Annotated in this window: 17 protein-coding genes; 12 read left to right on the forward strand and 5 right to left on the reverse strand. The window is 45.7% G+C overall.

Going from position 1 to position 18,000, the window contains the following annotated elements:
• Positions 1-45: 45 nt before the first annotated feature.
• From EXT46_RS03945 to EXT46_RS03975, 7 genes are all read left to right on the forward strand, one after another.
• Positions 46-1,329: a replication-associated recombination protein A gene (locus EXT46_RS03945; protein WP_053911930.1), complete on the forward strand. Its 1,284-nt coding sequence runs from the start codon at positions 46-48 to the stop codon at positions 1,327-1,329.
• The gene (gene crcB / locus EXT46_RS03950) at positions 1,316-1,699 is read left to right on the forward strand and encodes a fluoride efflux transporter CrcB (RefSeq protein ID WP_022944185.1); all 384 of its coding nucleotides are present in this window, start codon (positions 1,316-1,318) and stop codon (positions 1,697-1,699) included. Before EXT46_RS03945 ends, crcB begins: the two co-directional genes overlap by 14 nt.
• A gap of 8 nt (positions 1,700-1,707) precedes the next feature.
• Entirely contained in the window at positions 1,708-3,003 is a 1,296-nt protein-coding gene (gene serS, locus EXT46_RS03955; RefSeq protein ID WP_022944186.1) for a serine--tRNA ligase, read from the forward strand.
• A gap of 102 nt (positions 3,004-3,105) precedes the next feature.
• Positions 3,106-3,525: an MAPEG family protein gene (locus EXT46_RS03960; protein ID WP_130145352.1), complete on the forward strand. Its 420-nt coding sequence runs from the start codon at positions 3,106-3,108 to the stop codon at positions 3,523-3,525.
• 223 nt (positions 3,526-3,748) lie between these two features.
• Positions 3,749-4,045, forward strand: coding sequence for a hypothetical protein (locus EXT46_RS03965; protein WP_130145354.1), 297 nt, complete (start codon positions 3,749-3,751; stop codon positions 4,043-4,045).
• Positions 4,046-4,216: 171 nt separating this feature from the next.
• Positions 4,217-5,410, forward strand: a complete 1,194-nt coding sequence (locus EXT46_RS03970) for a hypothetical protein (RefSeq protein WP_130145356.1) — start codon at positions 4,217-4,219, stop codon at positions 5,408-5,410.
• Positions 5,411-7,210, forward strand: a complete 1,800-nt coding sequence (locus EXT46_RS03975) for an ATP-binding protein (RefSeq protein ID WP_130145358.1) — start codon at positions 5,411-5,413, stop codon at positions 7,208-7,210.
• A 185-nt stretch (positions 7,211-7,395) separates the two neighbouring features.
• Here EXT46_RS03975 and EXT46_RS03980 read toward each other — a convergent pair whose 3' ends face one another.
• The 3 genes from EXT46_RS03980 to EXT46_RS03990 all read right to left on the reverse strand — a co-directional run bounded on the left by EXT46_RS03980 (position 7,396) and on the right by EXT46_RS03990 (position 11,698).
• Positions 7,396-9,240, reverse strand: coding sequence for an ABC transporter ATP-binding protein (locus EXT46_RS03980; protein WP_130145360.1), 1,845 nt, complete (start codon positions 9,238-9,240; stop codon positions 7,396-7,398).
• A gap of 115 nt (positions 9,241-9,355) precedes the next feature.
• Positions 9,356-11,071: an AMP-binding protein gene (locus EXT46_RS03985; RefSeq protein ID WP_130145362.1), complete on the reverse strand. Its 1,716-nt coding sequence runs from the start codon at positions 11,069-11,071 to the stop codon at positions 9,356-9,358.
• A 186-nt stretch (positions 11,072-11,257) separates the two neighbouring features.
• Positions 11,258-11,698, reverse strand: coding sequence for a PA2169 family four-helix-bundle protein (locus EXT46_RS03990; RefSeq protein ID WP_022944192.1), 441 nt, complete (start codon positions 11,696-11,698; stop codon positions 11,258-11,260).
• Positions 11,699-11,984: 286 nt separating this feature from the next.
• On the opposite strand from EXT46_RS03990, the gene EXT46_RS03995 reads away from it, so the two are divergent.
• Entirely contained in the window at positions 11,985-13,007 is a 1,023-nt protein-coding gene (locus tag EXT46_RS03995) for a DNA topoisomerase IB (RefSeq protein ID WP_130145364.1), read from the forward strand.
• Between the two features lie 40 nt (positions 13,008-13,047).
• Here the strand turns inward: EXT46_RS03995 and EXT46_RS04000 are convergent, their stop codons facing one another.
• Positions 13,048-13,488, reverse strand: coding sequence for a DUF3010 family protein (locus EXT46_RS04000; RefSeq protein ID WP_022944194.1), 441 nt, complete (start codon positions 13,486-13,488; stop codon positions 13,048-13,050).
• A gap of 246 nt (positions 13,489-13,734) precedes the next feature.
• Between EXT46_RS04000 and thrS the strand changes: the two genes are divergently transcribed.
• The 4 genes from thrS to rplT all read left to right on the forward strand — a co-directional run bounded on the left by thrS (position 13,735) and on the right by rplT (position 17,050).
• Positions 13,735-15,645, forward strand: coding sequence for a threonine--tRNA ligase (gene thrS / locus EXT46_RS04005; RefSeq protein ID WP_022944195.1), 1,911 nt, complete (start codon positions 13,735-13,737; stop codon positions 15,643-15,645).
• Positions 15,646-15,705: 60 nt separating this feature from the next.
• Positions 15,706-16,266, forward strand: a complete 561-nt coding sequence (gene infC, locus EXT46_RS04010) for a translation initiation factor IF-3 (RefSeq protein ID WP_022944196.1) — start codon at positions 15,706-15,708, stop codon at positions 16,264-16,266.
• 208 nt (positions 16,267-16,474) lie between these two features.
• Positions 16,475-16,675, forward strand: coding sequence for a 50S ribosomal protein L35 (gene rpmI, locus EXT46_RS04015; protein ID WP_022944197.1), 201 nt, complete (start codon positions 16,475-16,477; stop codon positions 16,673-16,675).
• Positions 16,676-16,690: 15 nt separating this feature from the next.
• Entirely contained in the window at positions 16,691-17,050 is a 360-nt protein-coding gene (gene rplT / locus EXT46_RS04020; protein WP_022944198.1) for a 50S ribosomal protein L20, read from the forward strand.
• Between the two features lie 72 nt (positions 17,051-17,122).
• Here the strand turns inward: rplT and EXT46_RS04025 are convergent, their stop codons facing one another.
• The gene (locus tag EXT46_RS04025; RefSeq protein WP_130145366.1) at positions 17,123-17,950 is read right to left on the reverse strand and encodes an SDR family oxidoreductase; all 828 of its coding nucleotides are present in this window, start codon (positions 17,948-17,950) and stop codon (positions 17,123-17,125) included.
• Between the last annotated feature and the right edge of the window lie 50 nt (positions 17,951-18,000).

Here is an 18,000-nt window from a genome sequence, read left to right on the forward strand (position 1 = left end):
TTCTCCCTAGATTTTGCCCCCGATGTGCGCCCGTTGGCGGCGCGCATGCGCCCACACACATTGGATCAGTACATCGGCCAAAGCCACATATTAGGTACAGAGCAACCCTTGTACCAAGCTATTAAAAGTGGCCACTGTCACAGCTTAATTTTGTGGGGGCCACCTGGGGTCGGTAAGACTACGCTGGCGCATATTATTGCGCACCACAGCGATGCCCAGTTTTTGGAGTTATCGGCGGTCAGCGCCGGGGTGAAAGATATCCGTGAGGCCGTTGCCAGTGCCAGCGACTTGCTGCAACAACAAGGCAAACGCAGCTTATTGTTTGTGGATGAAGTACACCGCTTTAATAAGTCGCAGCAAGATGCACTATTGCCGCATGTTGAAAACGGCACCTTCATCTTTATTGGTGCTACCACAGAAAATCCTTCTTTTGCATTGAATAACGCCGTGCTGTCGCGCGCCAGAGTGTACACGCTGAAAAAGCTTTCAGCGGAAGATTTGCAGGCAGTGGTGAATCAGGCCCTGCAACAGGATGACATTCTTCGCCAGCAAGGTGTGACCATCGAGCCAGATAGCCTTGAGCAGTTGTGCCACAGCGCCAATGGCGATGCCCGCAGTGTGCTTAACCTGCTGGAAGTGGCGGCAAATTTGGCGCAGCAACACCAAGGCTGTATTAATCAGGCGGTGCTCAAACAAGTCGCGCCGCAAATGGTTGCCCAATACGATAAGGGGGGCGATCATTACTACGATTTGATTTCTGCTTTTCACAAATCAGTGCGCGGCTCCGCTCCGGACGCAGCATTGTATTGGTATTGCCGTATTCTTACCGCCGGAGGCGATCCCTTGTACGTTGCGCGGCGGCTACTAGCAATTGCCACCGAAGACATCGGCAATGCAGATCCCAAAGCCATGGAGGTGGCGCTGAATGCTTGGGATATTTTTCATCGCGTTGGCCCCAGCGAAGGTGAACGTGCCATAGCTCAAGCCACCTTATACCTAGCTAGTGCGCCGAAAAGTAATGCCGTATATATGGCCTTTAATGAGGCCAAACGTCACGCGAAAGAGACCGCCCATCTCGATGTGCCTTATCACATCCGCAATGCGCCCACGCAATTAATGAAAGAGCAGGGCTTCGGCGAGGATTATCGCTATGCCCACAATGAGCCGGGAGCCTATGCAGCAGGCGAGAACTTCTTCCCCGAGGAGATTGCTGACAGCCGTTATTATCACCCGAGCGATCGTGGTTTAGAAAAACGCATTAGTGATAAGCTTGCTTATTTGCAAGAGCGTGATGCGCAAAGCGACAGGAAGCGCTATGAGCGCTCTTAGTACCTACTTTTTTATTGCCATTGGCGGGGCCTTGGGTGCCTGCGCCCGCTTTGGTATAAGTGAATTAGCACTAAAACTGCTGCCTAAGGGATTCCCTTTTGGCACGCTGGCGGTTAATATTCTCGGTTCATTGTTAATGGGCATATTATATGGCCTGTTGGATCGCGAAATGCTATCGCATCCGCACCGCGTCACACTCGGAGTCGGGTTTTTGGGCGCGCTGACAACATTTTCTACATTTTCCATGGATACGCTGTTGTTGCTTCAGCAAGGGCAGTGGTTGAAAGTGGCGTTAAACGTCCTCCTTAATGTGGGGATGTGTATATTTATGGCTTGGATAGGCCTCATGCTAACAACGCAAAAAGGTTAAAAACTCACATGTTAGACTCAAAGTATCTTCGTCAGGACGTAGAGCAAACAGCAGCCCGTTTAAAGGCACGTGGCTTTGAATTAGACGTAGCGAAACTGGCACAACTCGAAGAACAACGTAAAGCGCTACAGACTAAAACGCAAGAATTACAAAGCGAGCGTAACTCCCGTTCCAAAGCCATTGGTCAAGCGAAGGCGAAGGGTGAAGATATTCAACCTTTATTGGATGCCGTTGCCAACTTAGGTGATGAGCTCGAAAATGCTAAAAAAGAGCAAGATGCCGTCCTCAATGAATTAAAAGACATTGCTTTAGGCCTGCCTAATTTGCCAGCAGAGGATGTTCCAGCAGGCAACGATGAAGACGATAACGTCGAGGTTAGCCGCTGGGGTGAGCCAAAAAGCTATGATTTTGAGGTTAAAGATCATGTTGATTTAGGCGAGGCGCTGGATAAAGGGCTGGATTTTGAAGCCGGGGTGAAGCTCTCGGGTGCCCGCTTTACAGTAATGCGTGGGCAAATCGCGCGCATGCATCGCGCGTTGGTGCAATTGATGCTCGATACGCACACCGATAAAAATGGCTATACCGAAATGTATGTGCCTTATTTAGTGAATAAAGACAGCTTGTTAGGCACGGGTCAGCTACCTAAGTTTGCCGAAGACTTATTCCACACAGAGAAACTGGGTGAGCACGATGATGGCTTTAGCCTGATCCCTACCGCTGAAGTGCCGCTGACGAACTGTGCGCGTGACGAAATCTTTGAAGAAAAAGAGCTGCCAGTACGAATGACTGCGCATACTCCGTGTTTTCGCAGTGAAGCAGGCAGCTATGGCCGCGATACGCGGGGCTTAATTCGTCAGCACCAGTTCGATAAAGTTGAGTTAGTGCAGTTGGTTAAACCTGAAGATTCAATGCAGGCACTGGAAGAGCTAACTTCTCATGCCGAGCAAATCTTGCAGGCGCTTGAATTGCCGTATCGTAAAGTAGTGTTGTGTACCGGCGATATGGGCTTTGGTGCAATGAAAACCTATGACTTAGAAGTGTGGTTGCCAGCACAAGACACCTATCGCGAAATTTCGTCTTGTTCAAATATGGGCGACTTTCAAGCGCGCCGTATGCAAGCGCGTTTCCGCCGTGCGGGCGAGAAAAAACCGGAACTACTGCATACACTCAATGGTTCAGGGTTAGCCGTGGGCCGTACGTTAGTGGCTATTTTGGAGAATTATCAACAGGCGGATGGCAGTATTGAAGTGCCACAGGCGCTGCGCCCTTACATGGGTGGGTTAGAGCGTATCAGTGCTGCGTAACTATTAGTAGCTTATTGAAAAGGCCGCATTTTACGCGGCCTTTTTTGATCGCACCGCACGCCTTGACCGTAGCTAATACAAAGCAAATTACAAGGAGAAAGTATGGACTATTCTGCGGTTATTTTGGTGTCATTGGTGTTGTTTGCCTGGATGTTGGTAGCGCAGTGGTTTGTGGCGTCAACCGTAAAGGCGAGGGCCGATAACGCTATTCCTGGAAAAATTGATGATAACCTGTCTCATGACTCATTTATCTTTCGTGCCCACCGAACGTTTCAAAATACATTAGAAAACGCGCCGCTGTATATTGTTTGTGCCTTAGTCGGTCTGCACTTGGGGGTGTCAGGGCCCATCTTCGCTATAGCCAGCGCGGTATTCGTCGGCGCTAGAGTCATTCATATGCTGCTTTACTACGTGATTGCCACCGAATCCAACCCCAGCCCCCGGAGTTATTTCTTTATGATCGGCTGGCTCGCGAATATCGTGATGCTCGTGCTACTCACACTGGAAATCTTATTCTTTTAATCTTTTGGGTGTGGGGTGTATTTAATTGTTAATGCTGTGAGCAGTAGAATCTACGAGCTTGAAGCGGGTGAAATGTCTTAGAGATAGAGGCATACTGAAAGCGGGTGGGTGAACTCACTCGCTTTTTTATTAAAGCGGTTTGGGGTCTGTGGCAAATTCCGCGTTTTTTAAGTATCTTGGCTAATATAAGCCGCTAATGGCCCAATAGATAAAAAGGATTTTTATGGCTCTGTTTTCTATTTTACTTGGCGTTGGGGCCTTTGCTATCTCGATGGCTATCGCCTTTATTGTCGGCATTTCGTTGCAAAGCCAAGATATTAACGTGCCTTTCGGGTTCATGTTAGCCCTTTTCCCAGCGTTACTGGGTATGATATTGGTTATCCCAAGTACAATATTTAGAAGTGTATTTGTGCTCAAAAAGCAGTCTAGGCAAGCAGCTAAAGAGAGAGCCATTTTGGGTGCGGGAATTCTTGTCAGCCTATTCTATTGTGTATCAATTTATAAAGTTGTTATGTCTTAGTGGCAACAGGTTTGCTATCTGACTTTTGAGAGCGAGTAACGACCGTTGATAACGACTTAAATATTTCATTCGGTGGATATATTCACTATTTATTCACACTATTCTTTGACTGAATTTATCTAATACATTTACTATGAAACAACACGTTTATCAATTCAGTAACGAGTCTAAATGGCAACTATACCCTTAAACGAAATCTACCAACACAAGCTCAACTTTCTTATCGGTGCAGGAGCTTCAAGTGGCCTATTCCCGACTCTATGGTTGCCCCTCAAAGACTCTGATAATGAAGAGAACAACGAAACGATTGAAACGCTCGCAACTAAGCTAGATCAACTGGGAGAAGAGTATAAAAGTCATCATGCTTTGCTGTTTATGTACTACTACGAAAACATTATCGAACCTGTATGTAAGTTTCAGCTTAGTGATATCTATATTCCTCATGCTAAAGAATGTACGAACGACGATCAGTGTGAGGTCTGTAAAAAAAATGAGCTAAGAAAAGAGACTATCGAAAATTATGAGATTTTCATCGACTCTATCGTAAGGCTATTGCAGCAGAAGAGTGACTTTCAAAGACGTTGTAACCTTTTCACTACTAACTACGATGGCTGTGTCCCATTAGTAGCAGACAAGATGATTAAGAAAGGGAATCTTGAATTCAACATCAATGACGGGGCGAGTGGCTTTCTCGAAAGAACCCTATCAGCACGCAATTTCAATAATTACCTCTGTCAATCAGGTGTATTCGGACGAAACTCATCTGATATACCACAAATCAACTTTATCAATCTGCATGGCTCTGCTTATTGGCGTAAGTTAAATGACACTATTAAGGTAGAGTACAATTTTCTCAATATTGCTGGGGTAATTCCAGAAGAAGCTCGCGACAGCCTTAAGCAGCTAAGTGAAATTCTGAATGATAAAACCAAAACAACACAAGATATACTCGACCTTAAAGTGGAGGTTAATGACGGCATCCTAACTGCGTTTTGGAATTCTTACGATAAACTCCCTATCGTCAATCCAACTAAATGGAAGTTTCATGAAACTGTTTTCGAGGAGCATTATTACCAAATGCTTCGCTTGCTCAGTTATCATTTGGAAGAGAAAAATTCGATTTTAGTTAGTTTTGCTTTTTCGTTCGCTGACGAGCACATTCGTAACTTGATTAAACGTTCACTGTCTAACCACAAACTACAAGTATTCGTTTGTTGCTTTAACGACAAAGAGCATGAAACTATGTATGGCTACTTTGGTGGTTATAGGAACGTCACACTAATAAAGTTCGACGGTGAAAACTTAGACTTCACTAAGTTCAACGAAGCGGTATTCAATGCTGACTTGCTTAGAGGTGACGACTAAATGAGCATCAACGTTGGTGAAGTCATTGCGGTTCGTGGTACTCAAGTCACTCTGCGCATCTTTGATGAGTCAAGTTTGGAAACTATGTTCCATGATGGAAAGAAGTACAAGGGTGTTTCTATACGTGAATACATTGGCGTTAAGCGTGGCTTTTGTCTCATCGTGTGTATTGTTGAGGGTGAGTATCTGGATGAAAACCGATTTGAACTAGAAGACAAAAAAATTCAATATATCCGCAAAGTAGAAGCCAAGCCCATCGGTTACTTTGAGCAGAATAAGTTTAAAGACGGCATTAAACTAATGCCGATGATCAAAGACAAAGCTTACTTACTCAACGAGCACCAAGTCGTCAGCATTTTTAGTCAGGGAACAGATGGAACGTTCAATATTGGAAAAATGCTGAAAGAGGAACTACCCGTATCACTTCCATGGAATAGGATTTTTAATAGTCACATTGGTATTTTTGGTAATACGGGGAGCGGTAAATCTAACACGCTCACTAGGTTATATGCGGAGTTATTTTCTAATTTTGAAGAGAAGCTGATAGGCAAAAGTCAGTTTCTATTGATTGACTTTAACGGTGAATACAGTGGTAACCAATTGATCAAGACCCCTGAGAACAAAAAGTCATTCAACCTAAGCACGGGGAAAAAGGAAGGTGAAAAGTTACCGTTAGCAAGTGACCAGATTTGGAACACTGAGATATTAGCTCTGCTATTTCAAGCAACTTCTAATACCCAGACACCATTCATCAACCGTATTATTGAGCGAAGAAAAAAAGACATAAAGAAAGGTGAAAGTTTAAAGGACTACCTCATAGGCACGTTTTACCTATGTTTTGTAAGTCCAGCGCAAAGTAGAGATTCTTTAGTTCATCTTAAGGTTATCGCAGAGCACCTTTCAGACCCCCCTCTAATAGATAAGCTAAGTAACATTTTTTGGTTTGATAAAAACTCGAAATTTGCATGTAAAGCGATGCCAAATTGGGAGTATTTTGATTCTAATGAGGGTTTTACCGCCAACCTGAGACCAATCTTAAACGCATTAGATCTAGCTAACATTGATCCTTTAGATGAGCTGGTCGTGCGTATTAACCTTCAGTTACTTAGAGATTTATCATATGGGAATATTCAGTTTGAGCACATTCAACCTCTTTTGAAGAGAGTTGAAAGTGCTGTGAATGATCTACGAAAAATCTTTATTGTCAAAGAAAATGTAAATGATGAGTTCAAGCTACTGAATGTTGTTTCGTTGAGAGGATGTAATCAAGCAACTAAGAAAATTGTGCCTTTGCTGCTAGCGAAGATGTTTTATCAAGAACATAGAGATAACGTCGATACGCCCCCTAAAAATACGTTGCACTTCATCATCGATGAAGCACATAACATCTTGTCGCAACAATCAAACCGTGAGCACGAGATCTGGAAAGATTACAGACTGGAGATGTTCGAAGAGATCATCAAAGAGGGACGCAAGTTTGGGATGTATCTGACCCTATCAAGTCAAAGACCAGCAGACATTTCACCTACGATAATGTCTCAACTTCATAACTTTTTTATCCATAGGCTTGTCAATGATAAGGACTTGTTCCTGATAGACAACACGATTAGCACGCTAGATCGAATGTCTAAAAGTTTGATACCGAACCTATCTAAAGGAGCATGTGTTGTAACTGGCACTGCTTTCGATTTACCGATTGTAATGCAGGTAGATTACATCGAAAGCAAAGAAAGCCGTCCTGCCAGCGATGATGTTGATCTTGCTGAACTCTGGGGACTTGTTGATAAAAAAGAGGTATAGCTTTGTTTGCGGAAATGGTGGGGCATGTCTTGCACCGTGCAAGACTTTTGCTCTCATTGTTCGCCTTTTTTGATGTCAGTACAAAGCTAAATAACCGAGTAGGGCGCTTTACTACTTATTGTTAACCTTATTCCTCAACGAAATTAAAACTGAGAAAAAAGGGGCCTTGTATGGCCCCTTGCTCGTTAGTCTGTTCCTATAAAGCCACCGGTTTGATGGGCCCACAGTTGGGCGTAGATCCCCCCTTGGGCGATAAGCTCTTGGTGTGTGCCTTGCTCTACAATATGGCCTTTGTCCATCACCACTAAGCGATCCATTTGCGCTATGGTCGATAAGCGATGGGCAATGGCAATAACGGTTTTATTTTCCATTAAGGTATCTAGGCTCGCTTGAATCGCTGCTTCTACCTCAGAGTCTAAAGCTGATGTGGCTTCATCGAGTACTAAAATAGGAGCGTCTTTTAACAGTACGCGAGCAATCGCGATACGCTGACGCTGGCCACCTGATAGCTTAACGCCGCGCTCACCCACTTGCGCATCCAGCCCTTTATTACCATGACTGTCTTCCAGTTCACTAACAAAGTCCCATGCCTCAGCCTTTTTCGCAGCGGCGATGATTTGCTCATCCGTGGCATCGGCTAAGCCATAACCGATATTTTCGCGCACGCTACGATGCAGCAGCGCGGTGTCTTGTGACACCATAGCGATATGTTGGCGCAGGCTTTCCTGAGTCACCTGGTTTATCGGCGCATCATCAATACGAATGTGTCCTTGCTCAACATCATAAAAGCGCAATAACAGGTTAACTAAGGTTGATTTACCGGCGCCAGAGCGACCAACAACCCCAACTTTTTCGCCAGCAGCAATGTTTAGAGATAGCCCATCGAGCACCGGTGGGTGTGACGGGGTAATTGGCTTGGCATAATTAAAGGTAATGTTATTAAAGTCGATGCGCCCATGGGTCACCTTCAGCGTGTTGGCATCCTCTGCGTCGGTTATGGTTATGGGTTTCGTTAAGGTGTTCATGCCATCGGCAACGGTGCCGATATTTTCAAACAGGGCGCTGACTTCCCACATAATCCACTGCGCCATGCCGTTAAGGCGAAGTGCTAAACTAACGGCAATGGCAATGGCGCCGACGCTGATTAAACTAATAGACCAAAGGTAAATCGACAATGCTGCAATCACCGCCACCAAACCATAGTTAAGCAGCTGCACACTCACTTGTAATTTAGTGACCAAACGCATTTGCCGATATACCGGGTCTAAAAACAGCTCCATCGATTCACGGGCATATTGCTCCTCCCGCGATGAATGAGAGAAGAGTTTGATAGTGGCGATGTTGGTGTAGCTATCAACAATACGGCCTGTCATTTGTGAGCGGGCTTCGGCTTGTTGCTCGGCGACCGCTTTCAGGCGCGGAATAAAATAACGCTGCACTGCAATATAACCTACAAGCCAGCCTAAAATTGGCATCATTAAGCGCCAATCTGCCTGGCCAACAAAGAACAGCATGGCGGAAAAATACACCACAATATACACCGCGACATCCAGTAGCTTGATGACGGTTTCCCTTACCGCCAACGACGTTTGCATCACCTTAGTGGCAATGCGCCCGGCAAAGTCGTCGGCATAAAAGCTCACGCTTTGGCGCAGTAGGTAACGGTGCGCCAACCAGCGAATGGCCATGGGGTAATTACCGAGCAAGCTTTGGTGGAGAACGGCTGAGTGAACAAACACTAAAATAGGCAACAGCACGATAGTGACCAGACCCATAAACCAAAGCGTATCGGTTTCGGTGCTTAACAGCTGTTCCGGGGTTGTCTGTCCAAGCCAGTCAACGAGTTGACCCATAAAGCTAAATAGCGAAACTTCAACAATGGCTAATAAGGCGGCGCTGATTGACATCACCGCCAGCGGCCAGCCCATGCCTTGGGTGTAATAACGGCAAAAAGCCCATAATCCCTTGGGTGGCGCGGTAGTTGTGCGCTCGGGAAAAGGGGCGGTTAGTTTTTCGAAAAAGGAAAGCATAGCACCACACATAACTAACTGATTTAAGGCGTCAGTGTAGCGATTTTGCGGCGTAAAACCTAGCGCAACGAGTGTGCTAATTTTGCACCACTGTGATGACTATGCCGACACCTAGTTACGCGCTTTGTGCTTGTTCATTGAGCTCTGCAAGCATCATTTCGCGCATTTTAAACTTTTGTAATTTCCCGGTGACCGTCATCGGGTATTCCTCGACGATACGAATATACTTAGGCACTTTAAAATAGGCGAGTTGATCTTTTAGGTAGGCCCGAATTTGCGGCTCATCAATATCGCGGTTGTCCTTTGCTTTGAGCCACAAGCATACTTGCTCGCCAAATTTATCATCGGGGATACCAAAGACCGCCGCATCACTGACAGCATCGTGCAAATACAGCACTTCTTCTATTTCGCGCGGATAAATGTTCTCGCCACCACGAATGATCATATCTTTAATACGGCCAACGATGGTCACGTAACCTTGCTCATCCATGACCCCTAAATCGCCAGAGTGTAGCCAGCCCTCAGCGTCGATAGTGGCGTTAGTTTTCGCTTCATCACCCCAATAGCCTTGCATCACACAGTAGCCGCGAGCACAAATTTCACCCGGGCTACCAATGGCAGCGATTTGACCGCGTTCATCAATAATTTTAATTTCTGTGTGCGCCATTGCTCGGCCCACGGTTTGCACTTGTTTGTCAATTGGTGCGTCGTTTTGGGTAATATGGTTGATGGGGCTGCACTCGGTCTGCCCGTAACCAATCACCACTTCGCGCATATGAAAATCACTGTGTACTTTGCGCATCAATTCTTGCGGGCAGGTGCTGCCGGCCATGACTCCGGTGCGCAAAGTGCTAAGGTCGTACTGCTGAAAGTCGGGGTGTTCTAATTGCGCAATAAACATCGTTGGTACGCCGTGGAGCGCCGTACAGCGCTCTTGCTCAACGCAGCTTAGGGTGCTGATTGCATCGAATGAGGGAGCTGGAAATATCGCACAGGCACCGCTGGCCAAACACACTAGATTGCCCAGCACCATGCCGAAGCAATGGTACAAGGGCACTGGAATACACAGTCTGTCTTTATCATTAAAGTGCATCGCTTGGGCAACCAGCAAACCGTTGTTTAAAATATTGCGGTGCGAGAGCGTGGCGCCTTTGGGGTTCCCGGTTGTGCCCGAGGTAAATTGAATATTAATGGCGTCATCGGGTCGAAGTTGCGCTTCAATAACCCGCATTTGCTGGTAGTGCGCATCCTCGCCCAGTTGTTGAACCGACGTAAATGATGTCATGCCGGCAAAAGGTTGCTCGGAGAGAATAATTACCTGCTCTAAAGTGGGCAGCGCTTGCAGGGTGGTTTTGCTACCGTCTTTTAATTCCGGTGCAAGCTGGTAGATCATGTCAACGTAGTTTGATGCTTTAAATTGCTCGGCCATCACCAAATACTTTACACCCACGTTGTTAATGGCAAAGGCCAACTCATGAGGGCGATAGGCGGGGTTAATGCACACCATAATGGCGCCAATTTTGGCGCTTGCGAATTGCACTAAGGACCATTCAATATTGTTGGGTGACCAAATGCCAACCCGATCCCCTGGCTGCACACCTAGAGCGAGTAAGCCCGCAGCGAGGCGCTCTATTTCCCGTAAATACTGGCGGTAAGTCCAACGGATCCCTTGGTGGCGAACGACAATCGCCTCATTGTCTGGGTGTTTGTCGACAATATAATCAAGATGCTCGGCGATGGTTCGCTCGCTAAGCGGCGTTGAAAATGAGCCGTGGTACTGGCTCAACGTTAACGGTAGTGAAGGGGAGTGATTGTCTTGTTGTTGCGGCATTGACTGCCTCCTTGCCCGGATAGATGTTGTCATTTTAGGTTCTTCAACACCTAATCAAGCACAGAGTGTCGACACTTTCCATTATTTTGAGGTGGTTTCTGTTGGAATTAGACTAAAGGTTTAGTTTTTGTCGACATAAAAAAGCGGGCCATGGGCCCGCTACATCGTCTTGGGGAGAGAAATAATTTAGCTCGTTGCTTCTTGCAGTGCCTTCATTTTATCGTGGCAAATTTGCATGCGTTCACGAAGCTGAGAAAGAACTTGTGCGCACTGAGGTGGCTGCGACTCTTCTAGTGCATCGTCGAACTCTTCAAGCACTTTATCTTCGACCTCTTCAAGGTGTTTAATGTACGTATGTTCTTCGTTGCTCTTAATCGCGCTCATCACCTTAGTGTAGGTTTTACGTACATCTACCAGGGTGTCTGAGCCGGTTTCAATTTCGCCTTGCTCTTCAATGGCAAAGGGTTGCAAGTCGGTCACCGCTTTGTGCTTTTCATCGATCATGTTTTGGAACACGGTACGTACATCATTACTATCAATGTTGTCTTTGGCATCGGAGTAAAAATCAATGCCACCCTTTAGTACTTTGATAATGTCTGTGATTTTCTCTGAACGTTGCATTGTCATAATTGTGCTCCTTCAATTTTGAATTCGATTTAATAGGAGCAATGCTTGTGCCAAATCGAGGGAATACATAAAAACCATTATTAAACAGTGTTTTATCTTTATCTTCGAACGCTTGAATGTGTAAGCCAACGCCTTTTTCATGGGCAACTATGAAAGCTTTTCAATCGCAGGCGGTAAAAACGTCATAGTCGTACAACCAACAAAACGTATTATTTTTTACCTTTCACAGTGCTCCAGGTGAAGATGTGCTGCGTAGTAGCTATTATCGGAAAAAGAAGGAAGAAGAATGGATTGTAACGTTGCCCCAAGCACAACCTACCACGAGTGTAATACCCTTACGACAACGCGTCGTAAACGGGGAAAAGGATTTGAATACTTCCATCTTGATAAGGAAAAGATAACCAGTCGTGCTTACTTAAAACGAATGCGAGAGTTGGCTGTGCCTCCTATGTGGCGTGATGTACGTATTAGCGCTTGCCAGTACAATAAGGTGCAGGCCGTTGGCGTTGATGGCAAAGGAAAGCGACAATACATTTACCACGCCCATTGGCAATTGGCGCAACAGCAAAAAAAATTTGCCAAGTTAGGTGAATTCGCTGCTCAGCTTCCAGATGCGCGAGGGCACTGTTTATCCTTATTGGCAGAACCTGATTGGACGAAAGACAAAGTGTGCGCGCTTGGGTGCGCAATCTTAGACCTTACCGCGATTCGTGTAGGCAATAATAATTATTACAAAGCCAATGAAACTTGTGGGTTAACCACGCTTCGACGCAAGCATGTGGATATTAAAAACGACCATGTACAATTTAGCTTTAAAGGTAAACACGCAAAACACCGAGAGGTGCGCATTGACGATACTGAGCTTGCTGAATTAGTGGCTTCAAGTGCAGAGCAACAAGGGTATAGCTTGCTACGTTATTATCAACAAGGCCAATGGCATGACCTACAAAGTGATGATATTAACGAATTTATCCACCGTGTTTTTGGCGGCCACTTTAGCGCCAAAGATTATCGCACCTGGGCGGGGACGCGAATGGCGGTCCGCTTTGCCCACGTAGCCGCAGAGCAGGTACAGGCGCACCCAAGGCGCAAATTTAAGTCTCAACTGGTTAAACTCGTTGCCAAGCAGTTAGGCAATACCGCGAACATTTGCGAACAGTATTATATTCACCCGAAGGTGTTAGAACACCTCAGCGAACACTATGAAAATGAACACCCGTTTGCGCATTTTGACGCGACACCGCGCTCTTTAGCCGAGGAGTTGGACATGGATGAGAGGCATGCGTTAGCGATTATTACCGGGCGATGACGTAACAGGCCATTTCTGCGGCCTGTTACTGTCGGGGGGATTACTGCTTAGCGTAAGTGCGCAGCATAATATCGACATACGCCGTCATAAAGGCTTGCTCTTGAAACTTCTTCAGTCCCGTATCAGCGAACTCAATAGGTAATGGGTTGCGCTTAAGCTGTTCTTTCATCTCTGTGGCACTAATAATGTGCACATCTAAGTTAGTTATTAGCTGCAGTGCCGCTTCCATTTTAAAGCCAACCGCGCCGCCAGCGAACTTTCCTTTATGAGGTCGCGCTTTGATGGCGATAGCATCCACTTGGTAATCTTCCATCAGCTTTTTGAAGTCGCGATGAAACTTTTGGATTTCTTCAGTATCGTTGGCATCGCTTAAAACAAAACGTGTTTGGCGCACATCACGGATGTCAAACACATCATTTTCTTTACTTAGAAGGCATAGTAAAACTTCACTGCCTTTTATTTCTACGCCGCAAGTATGCATAGTCAAATATCACCTTTTTTATCAATGGCATTAGTATATCAGAAGCGCATACAAAATTTGTTAAGAAAATTAGCAGACGAGCCTTGTATTTACCTCTATAGCGCGCCAAAATAACGCCTCGCTCACGCTGTGTGGGCGGCAGTATCATCGCAATGCTTGTTGGTATAAGCGTTGATTAGACTTATTAAATAGACAAATAAATACACGTGGCGCGGCGTAGGTGTCACCACTGTACAAGGATTAAACATGCCAGTAATTACTCTTCCTGACGGCAGTCAGCGTTCATTTGAAAACCCTGTATCCACGTTAGACGTAGCACAAGACATCGGCCCAGGCCTTGCCAAGGCGACCATCGCTGGGCGTGTTAACGGTGAGCGTGTTGACGCCTGTGATTTAATCAGCGAAGACGCACGGTTAGAGATCATCACCGCAAAAGATGAAGACGGTTTAGAAATTATCCGTCACTCCTGTGCGCACCTTATCGGCCACGCCATTAAGCAATTGTATCCTGATGCAAAAATGGCCATTGGTCCAACTATCGACAACGGCTTTTATTATGATGTCGATATGGAGCACTCGCTGACGCAAGAAGATTTAGAAGCGCTTGAAAAGCGTATGAAAGAACTTGCGAAAACCAAATATGACGTGGTTAAGAAGACCGTGAGCTGGCAACAGGCCCGCGACACGTTTGAACAACGTGGCGAACCTTATAAAGTTGAAATCTTGGACGAGAATATCGCTAAGGATGACCGTCCTGGTTTGTACCACCACGAAGAGTACGTGGATATGTGTCGTGGTCCTCACGTACCCAATATGAGCTTTTGTCAGCACTTTAAATTGATGAAAGTAGCAGGTGCATACTGGCGTGGCGACTCTGACAATAAAATGTTGCAGCGTATTTATGGCACCGCATGGGGTGATAAGAAGCAACTTAAAGGCTACTTGCAGCGCTTAGAAGAAGCGGAAAAGCGCGATCACCGTAAAATTGGTAAAGCCCTAGATTTATGGCACTGGCAAGAAGAAGCGCCAGGTATGGTGTTTTGGCACAATGATGGTTGGAGCATTTACCGCGAGCTCGAAGAGTTTGTTCGCGAAAAACTGCGCGAATATGACTATGAAGAGGTGAAAGGGCCGCTAATGATGGACCGTGGACTGTGGGAAAAATCAGGCCACTGGGACAAATACGGCGATGCCATGTTCACCACGGAGTCAGAGAAACGTGAGTATGCTATTAAACCAATGAACTGTCCTGGTCACGTGCAGATTTTCAACCAAGGTTTGAAATCTTACCGTGATTTGCCTTTGCGTATGGCCGAATTTGGTTGTTGTCACCGTAACGAGCCATCGGGTGCGTTGCACGGATTGATGCGCGTACGTGGCTTTACTCAAGATGATGCTCATGTGTTCTGTACAGAAGAGCAAATCTTGCAAGAGGTGACGGCGTGTATCGATATGGTTTACGACACTTATTCGACCTTTGGTTTTGAAAAGATTGTTGTAAAGCTTTCTACACGCCCAGAAAAGCGCATCGGTGAAGATGAACTGTGGGATAAAGCCGAGAAAGCCTTGGCGCAAGCATTGAGCGATAAAGACATTGAATTCGAATACCTACCAGGTGAAGGTGCCTTCTATGGTCCGAAAATTGAATTTACTTTGTATGATTGCTTAGAGCGAGCGTGGCAGTGTGGTACAGTACAGCTAGACTTTATGTTACCAGGACGTCTTGGCGCAACTTATGTGGCTGAGAACAATGAGCGTCGCACTCCGGTGATGATTCACCGTGCTATTCTGGGTTCAATCGAACGCTTTATCGGTATTTTGACCGAAGAATACGCAGGGCTGTTCCCAACCTGGCTTGCTCCTAAGCAGGTGGTGATTATGAATATCACTGACAAACAGTCTGATTATGTGCACGAAGTTGTACAAAAATTGAATAAACTGGGTATTCGCGCCGCAGCCGACTTGAGAAATGAGAAAATTGGCTTTAAAATTCGCGAACATACTTTAAAACGTATTCCTTACTTGCTAGTTGTTGGTGACAAAGAAGTAGAGCAGCAAGAAGTGGCAGTAAGAACACGTACAGGTGAAGACCTAGGTAAATTTAAAGTCGATGACTTTATCACTAAAATCACAAATGAAATTAAAACAAGACAGTAATTTGTGATCGAAAGGGTGTATCAAACAGTATCGAATACACCCTTTTAGTTTTTAATATTCTTGGAGGAACGTACCATTAGAGGCGGAAAAAAGGGCCAACAACAGGTCCAAAAAAATCGTATTAACGAAGATATTACGGCAAAAGAAGTTCGACTAATTGACTTTGAAGGTGAACAAGCAGGCATCGTGTCCCTGAGTGAAGCTCAGTCAATGGCGGATGAGGCGGGTGTCGATCTAGTAGAGATCAGCCCAAATGCTGAACCCCCCGTTTGTAAGGTAATGGACTACGGTAAGTTCCTTTTTGAAAAAAGCAAAGCGCAAAAAGAACAGAAGAAGAAGCAAAAGCAAATTCAGGTTAAGGAAGTTAAGTTCCGCCCTGGTACAGACATTGGTGACTACCAAGTTAAGCTTCGCAATCTAACCAAGTTCTTAGAAGCTGGCGATAAGGCAAAAGTAACGATCCGTTTCCGTGGTCGTGAAATGGCCCACCAAGAAATTGGTATCGAGCTTTTGAATCGCATTAAAGATGATCTGCAAGAGTTGGCACAGGTCGAGTCATTCCCGAAAAAAGTGGAAGGCCGCCAAATGATCATGATGCTAGCGCCGGTGGCTAAAAAATAGTATACTCCGCGCGTTTAACGAATTAGTGCAGGTTTACAAGCCACATGACTTATCTTCTAAGGCAATGGCACCTGTATCTATCCGGTTGAAGTAGAGCGCTTTTTTAAGCGCTCTCACCGGTTTTGGGAGTAAGTTGGGCCAAAAAAGTGTTTGTGAACTCAAACCGCCTGCTTGCTAAATTTAAGCAATATCAATTGGAGTTATTGCAATGGCTTATAAGCTAAAAACACACCGTGGCGCCGCTAAGCGCTTCAAGAAAACTGCTTCTGGTGGTTTCAAGCGTAAACAAGCGCACCTTCGTCACATTCTGACCAAGAAAACCTCTAAGCGTAAGCTTCACCTACGTCCTAAGCTAATGGTTCACAAGAACGATCACGGCTTAGTTTCTCGTATGTTACCATTCGCTTAATAGGGGTATAGAATAATGGCAAGAGTAAAACGCGGTACTATCGCGCGCGCACGTCACAAGAAAGTTTTAAAGCAAGCTAAAGGTTACTACGGTGCACGTTCACGTGTTTACCGCGTAGCTTTCCAAGCGGTTACTAAAGCGGGTCAATACGCTTACCGTGACCGTCGTGCGAAGAAACGTACTTTCCGTCAACTATGGATTGCACGTATCAACGCAGCAGCTCGTCAAAATGGTTTGTCTTACAGCCGTTTCATCAACGGTCTTAAGAAGACTTCTGTAGAAATCGATCGTAAGATCCTTGCAGATATCGCTGTTTATGACCAAACTGCATTCGCAGCATTAGTAGCTAAAGCGAAAGAAGGTCTTTCAGCTTAATCTACCTGTGTTAGCAGAAGAAAGGAGCCTTTTGGCTCCTTTTTTAATGCCTGAAAATCACGTCTATAGCCATTAGCGCGACTTGGTAAGCACCCAGTCAAGCCAGCTGCTTGGTAAAATACGTTTAAGGAAACCGAATAGATAGGTGGGCGTGGTAACATAGTAACGGGCCTGCGGGCGCTGCGACTCTAACGCATGCACCAAGCGTTTATAAACCGCTTCAGGTCCAAGGGTAAAAGGCTGAGGGCCACTGGTGGATTCCAACCGCCGCTGCTGCGCTAAATAATTATCTCGGTGCGCACTTTTTTCGATATCAATGCCTGAGGTTAAAAATGCGTGCAGTGCATTATCACGAAAGCGCGAACTGATCGGCCCAGGCTCAATCAAAGAAATATATACACCGGAGCCTTGTAGCTCTAAGCGCAAGGTATCTGTTAATCCCTCCAATGCAAATTTACTGGCATTATAAGCGCCGCGATAGGGCAAGGTGACTAACCCCAACACCGATGAATTTTGAATGATACGGCCATGACCTTGTTGGCGCATCTTTTTACATACTAATTGGGTAAGGTGATGCCAGCCGAAAACATTGGTCTCAAATTGCCGGCGCAGCGCCGCCACGGGTAAATCTTCCACAGCGCCAGGTTGGCCATAAGCGCCATTATTGAACAAAGCGTCTAATTTACCGCCGCTAAAAGCCAGGGCATCGGCTAGCCCTTGTTCAATGGAGTCAGTATCGGTGTAATCAAGCTGCACACAGGTGATGCCTTGCTCGTTGAGAGCACGTACGTCGTTTACATTGCGACAACTAGCGATCACTTGGTAACCGCGCTTTTGCAGTTGTTTAGCACAGTAATAGCCTATACCGCTAGAGCAGCCGGTGATAAGAATGGTTTTCATAATTTGCACTCAGTGCCAACGTCATAGCGAAAAACTACCATTTCGTCGCA

It is taken from the genome of Pseudoalteromonas sp. CO325X, assembly GCF_004208955.1.
Taxonomy (GTDB): domain Bacteria; phylum Pseudomonadota; class Gammaproteobacteria; order Enterobacterales; family Alteromonadaceae; genus Pseudoalteromonas; species Pseudoalteromonas ruthenica.

Bases quoted from the DNA above. Each gene is read 5' to 3' on its own strand.
- EXT46_RS03945 (WP_053911930.1), top strand. From the start codon at position 46: ATGCGCCCACACACATTGGATCAGTACATCGGCCAAAGCCACATATTA.
- crcB (WP_022944185.1), top strand. From the start codon at position 1,316: ATGAGCGCTCTTAGTACCTACTTTTTTATTGCCATTGGCGGGGCCTTG.
- serS (WP_022944186.1), top strand. From the start codon at position 1,708: ATGTTAGACTCAAAGTATCTTCGTCAGGACGTAGAGCAAACAGCAGCC.
- EXT46_RS03960 (WP_130145352.1), top strand. From the start codon at position 3,106: ATGGACTATTCTGCGGTTATTTTGGTGTCATTGGTGTTGTTTGCCTGG.
- EXT46_RS03965 (WP_130145354.1), top strand. From the start codon at position 3,749: ATGGCTCTGTTTTCTATTTTACTTGGCGTTGGGGCCTTTGCTATCTCG.
- EXT46_RS03970 (WP_130145356.1), top strand. From the start codon at position 4,217: ATGGCAACTATACCCTTAAACGAAATCTACCAACACAAGCTCAACTTT.
- EXT46_RS03975 (WP_130145358.1), top strand. From the start codon at position 5,411: ATGAGCATCAACGTTGGTGAAGTCATTGCGGTTCGTGGTACTCAAGTC.
- EXT46_RS03980 (WP_130145360.1), bottom strand. From the start codon at position 9,240: ATGCTTTCCTTTTTCGAAAAACTAACCGCCCCTTTTCCCGAGCGCACA.
- EXT46_RS03985 (WP_130145362.1), bottom strand. From the start codon at position 11,071: ATGCCGCAACAACAAGACAATCACTCCCCTTCACTACCGTTAACGTTG.
- EXT46_RS03990 (WP_022944192.1), bottom strand. From the start codon at position 11,698: ATGACAATGCAACGTTCAGAGAAAATCACAGACATTATCAAAGTACTA.
- EXT46_RS03995 (WP_130145364.1), top strand. From the start codon at position 11,985: ATGGATTGTAACGTTGCCCCAAGCACAACCTACCACGAGTGTAATACC.
- EXT46_RS04000 (WP_022944194.1), bottom strand. From the start codon at position 13,488: ATGCATACTTGCGGCGTAGAAATAAAAGGCAGTGAAGTTTTACTATGC.
- thrS (WP_022944195.1), top strand. From the start codon at position 13,735: ATGCCAGTAATTACTCTTCCTGACGGCAGTCAGCGTTCATTTGAAAAC.
- rpmI (WP_022944197.1), top strand. From the start codon at position 16,475: ATGGCTTATAAGCTAAAAACACACCGTGGCGCCGCTAAGCGCTTCAAG.
- rplT (WP_022944198.1), top strand. From the start codon at position 16,691: ATGGCAAGAGTAAAACGCGGTACTATCGCGCGCGCACGTCACAAGAAA.
- EXT46_RS04025 (WP_130145366.1), bottom strand. From the start codon at position 17,950: ATGAAAACCATTCTTATCACCGGCTGCTCTAGCGGTATAGGCTATTAC.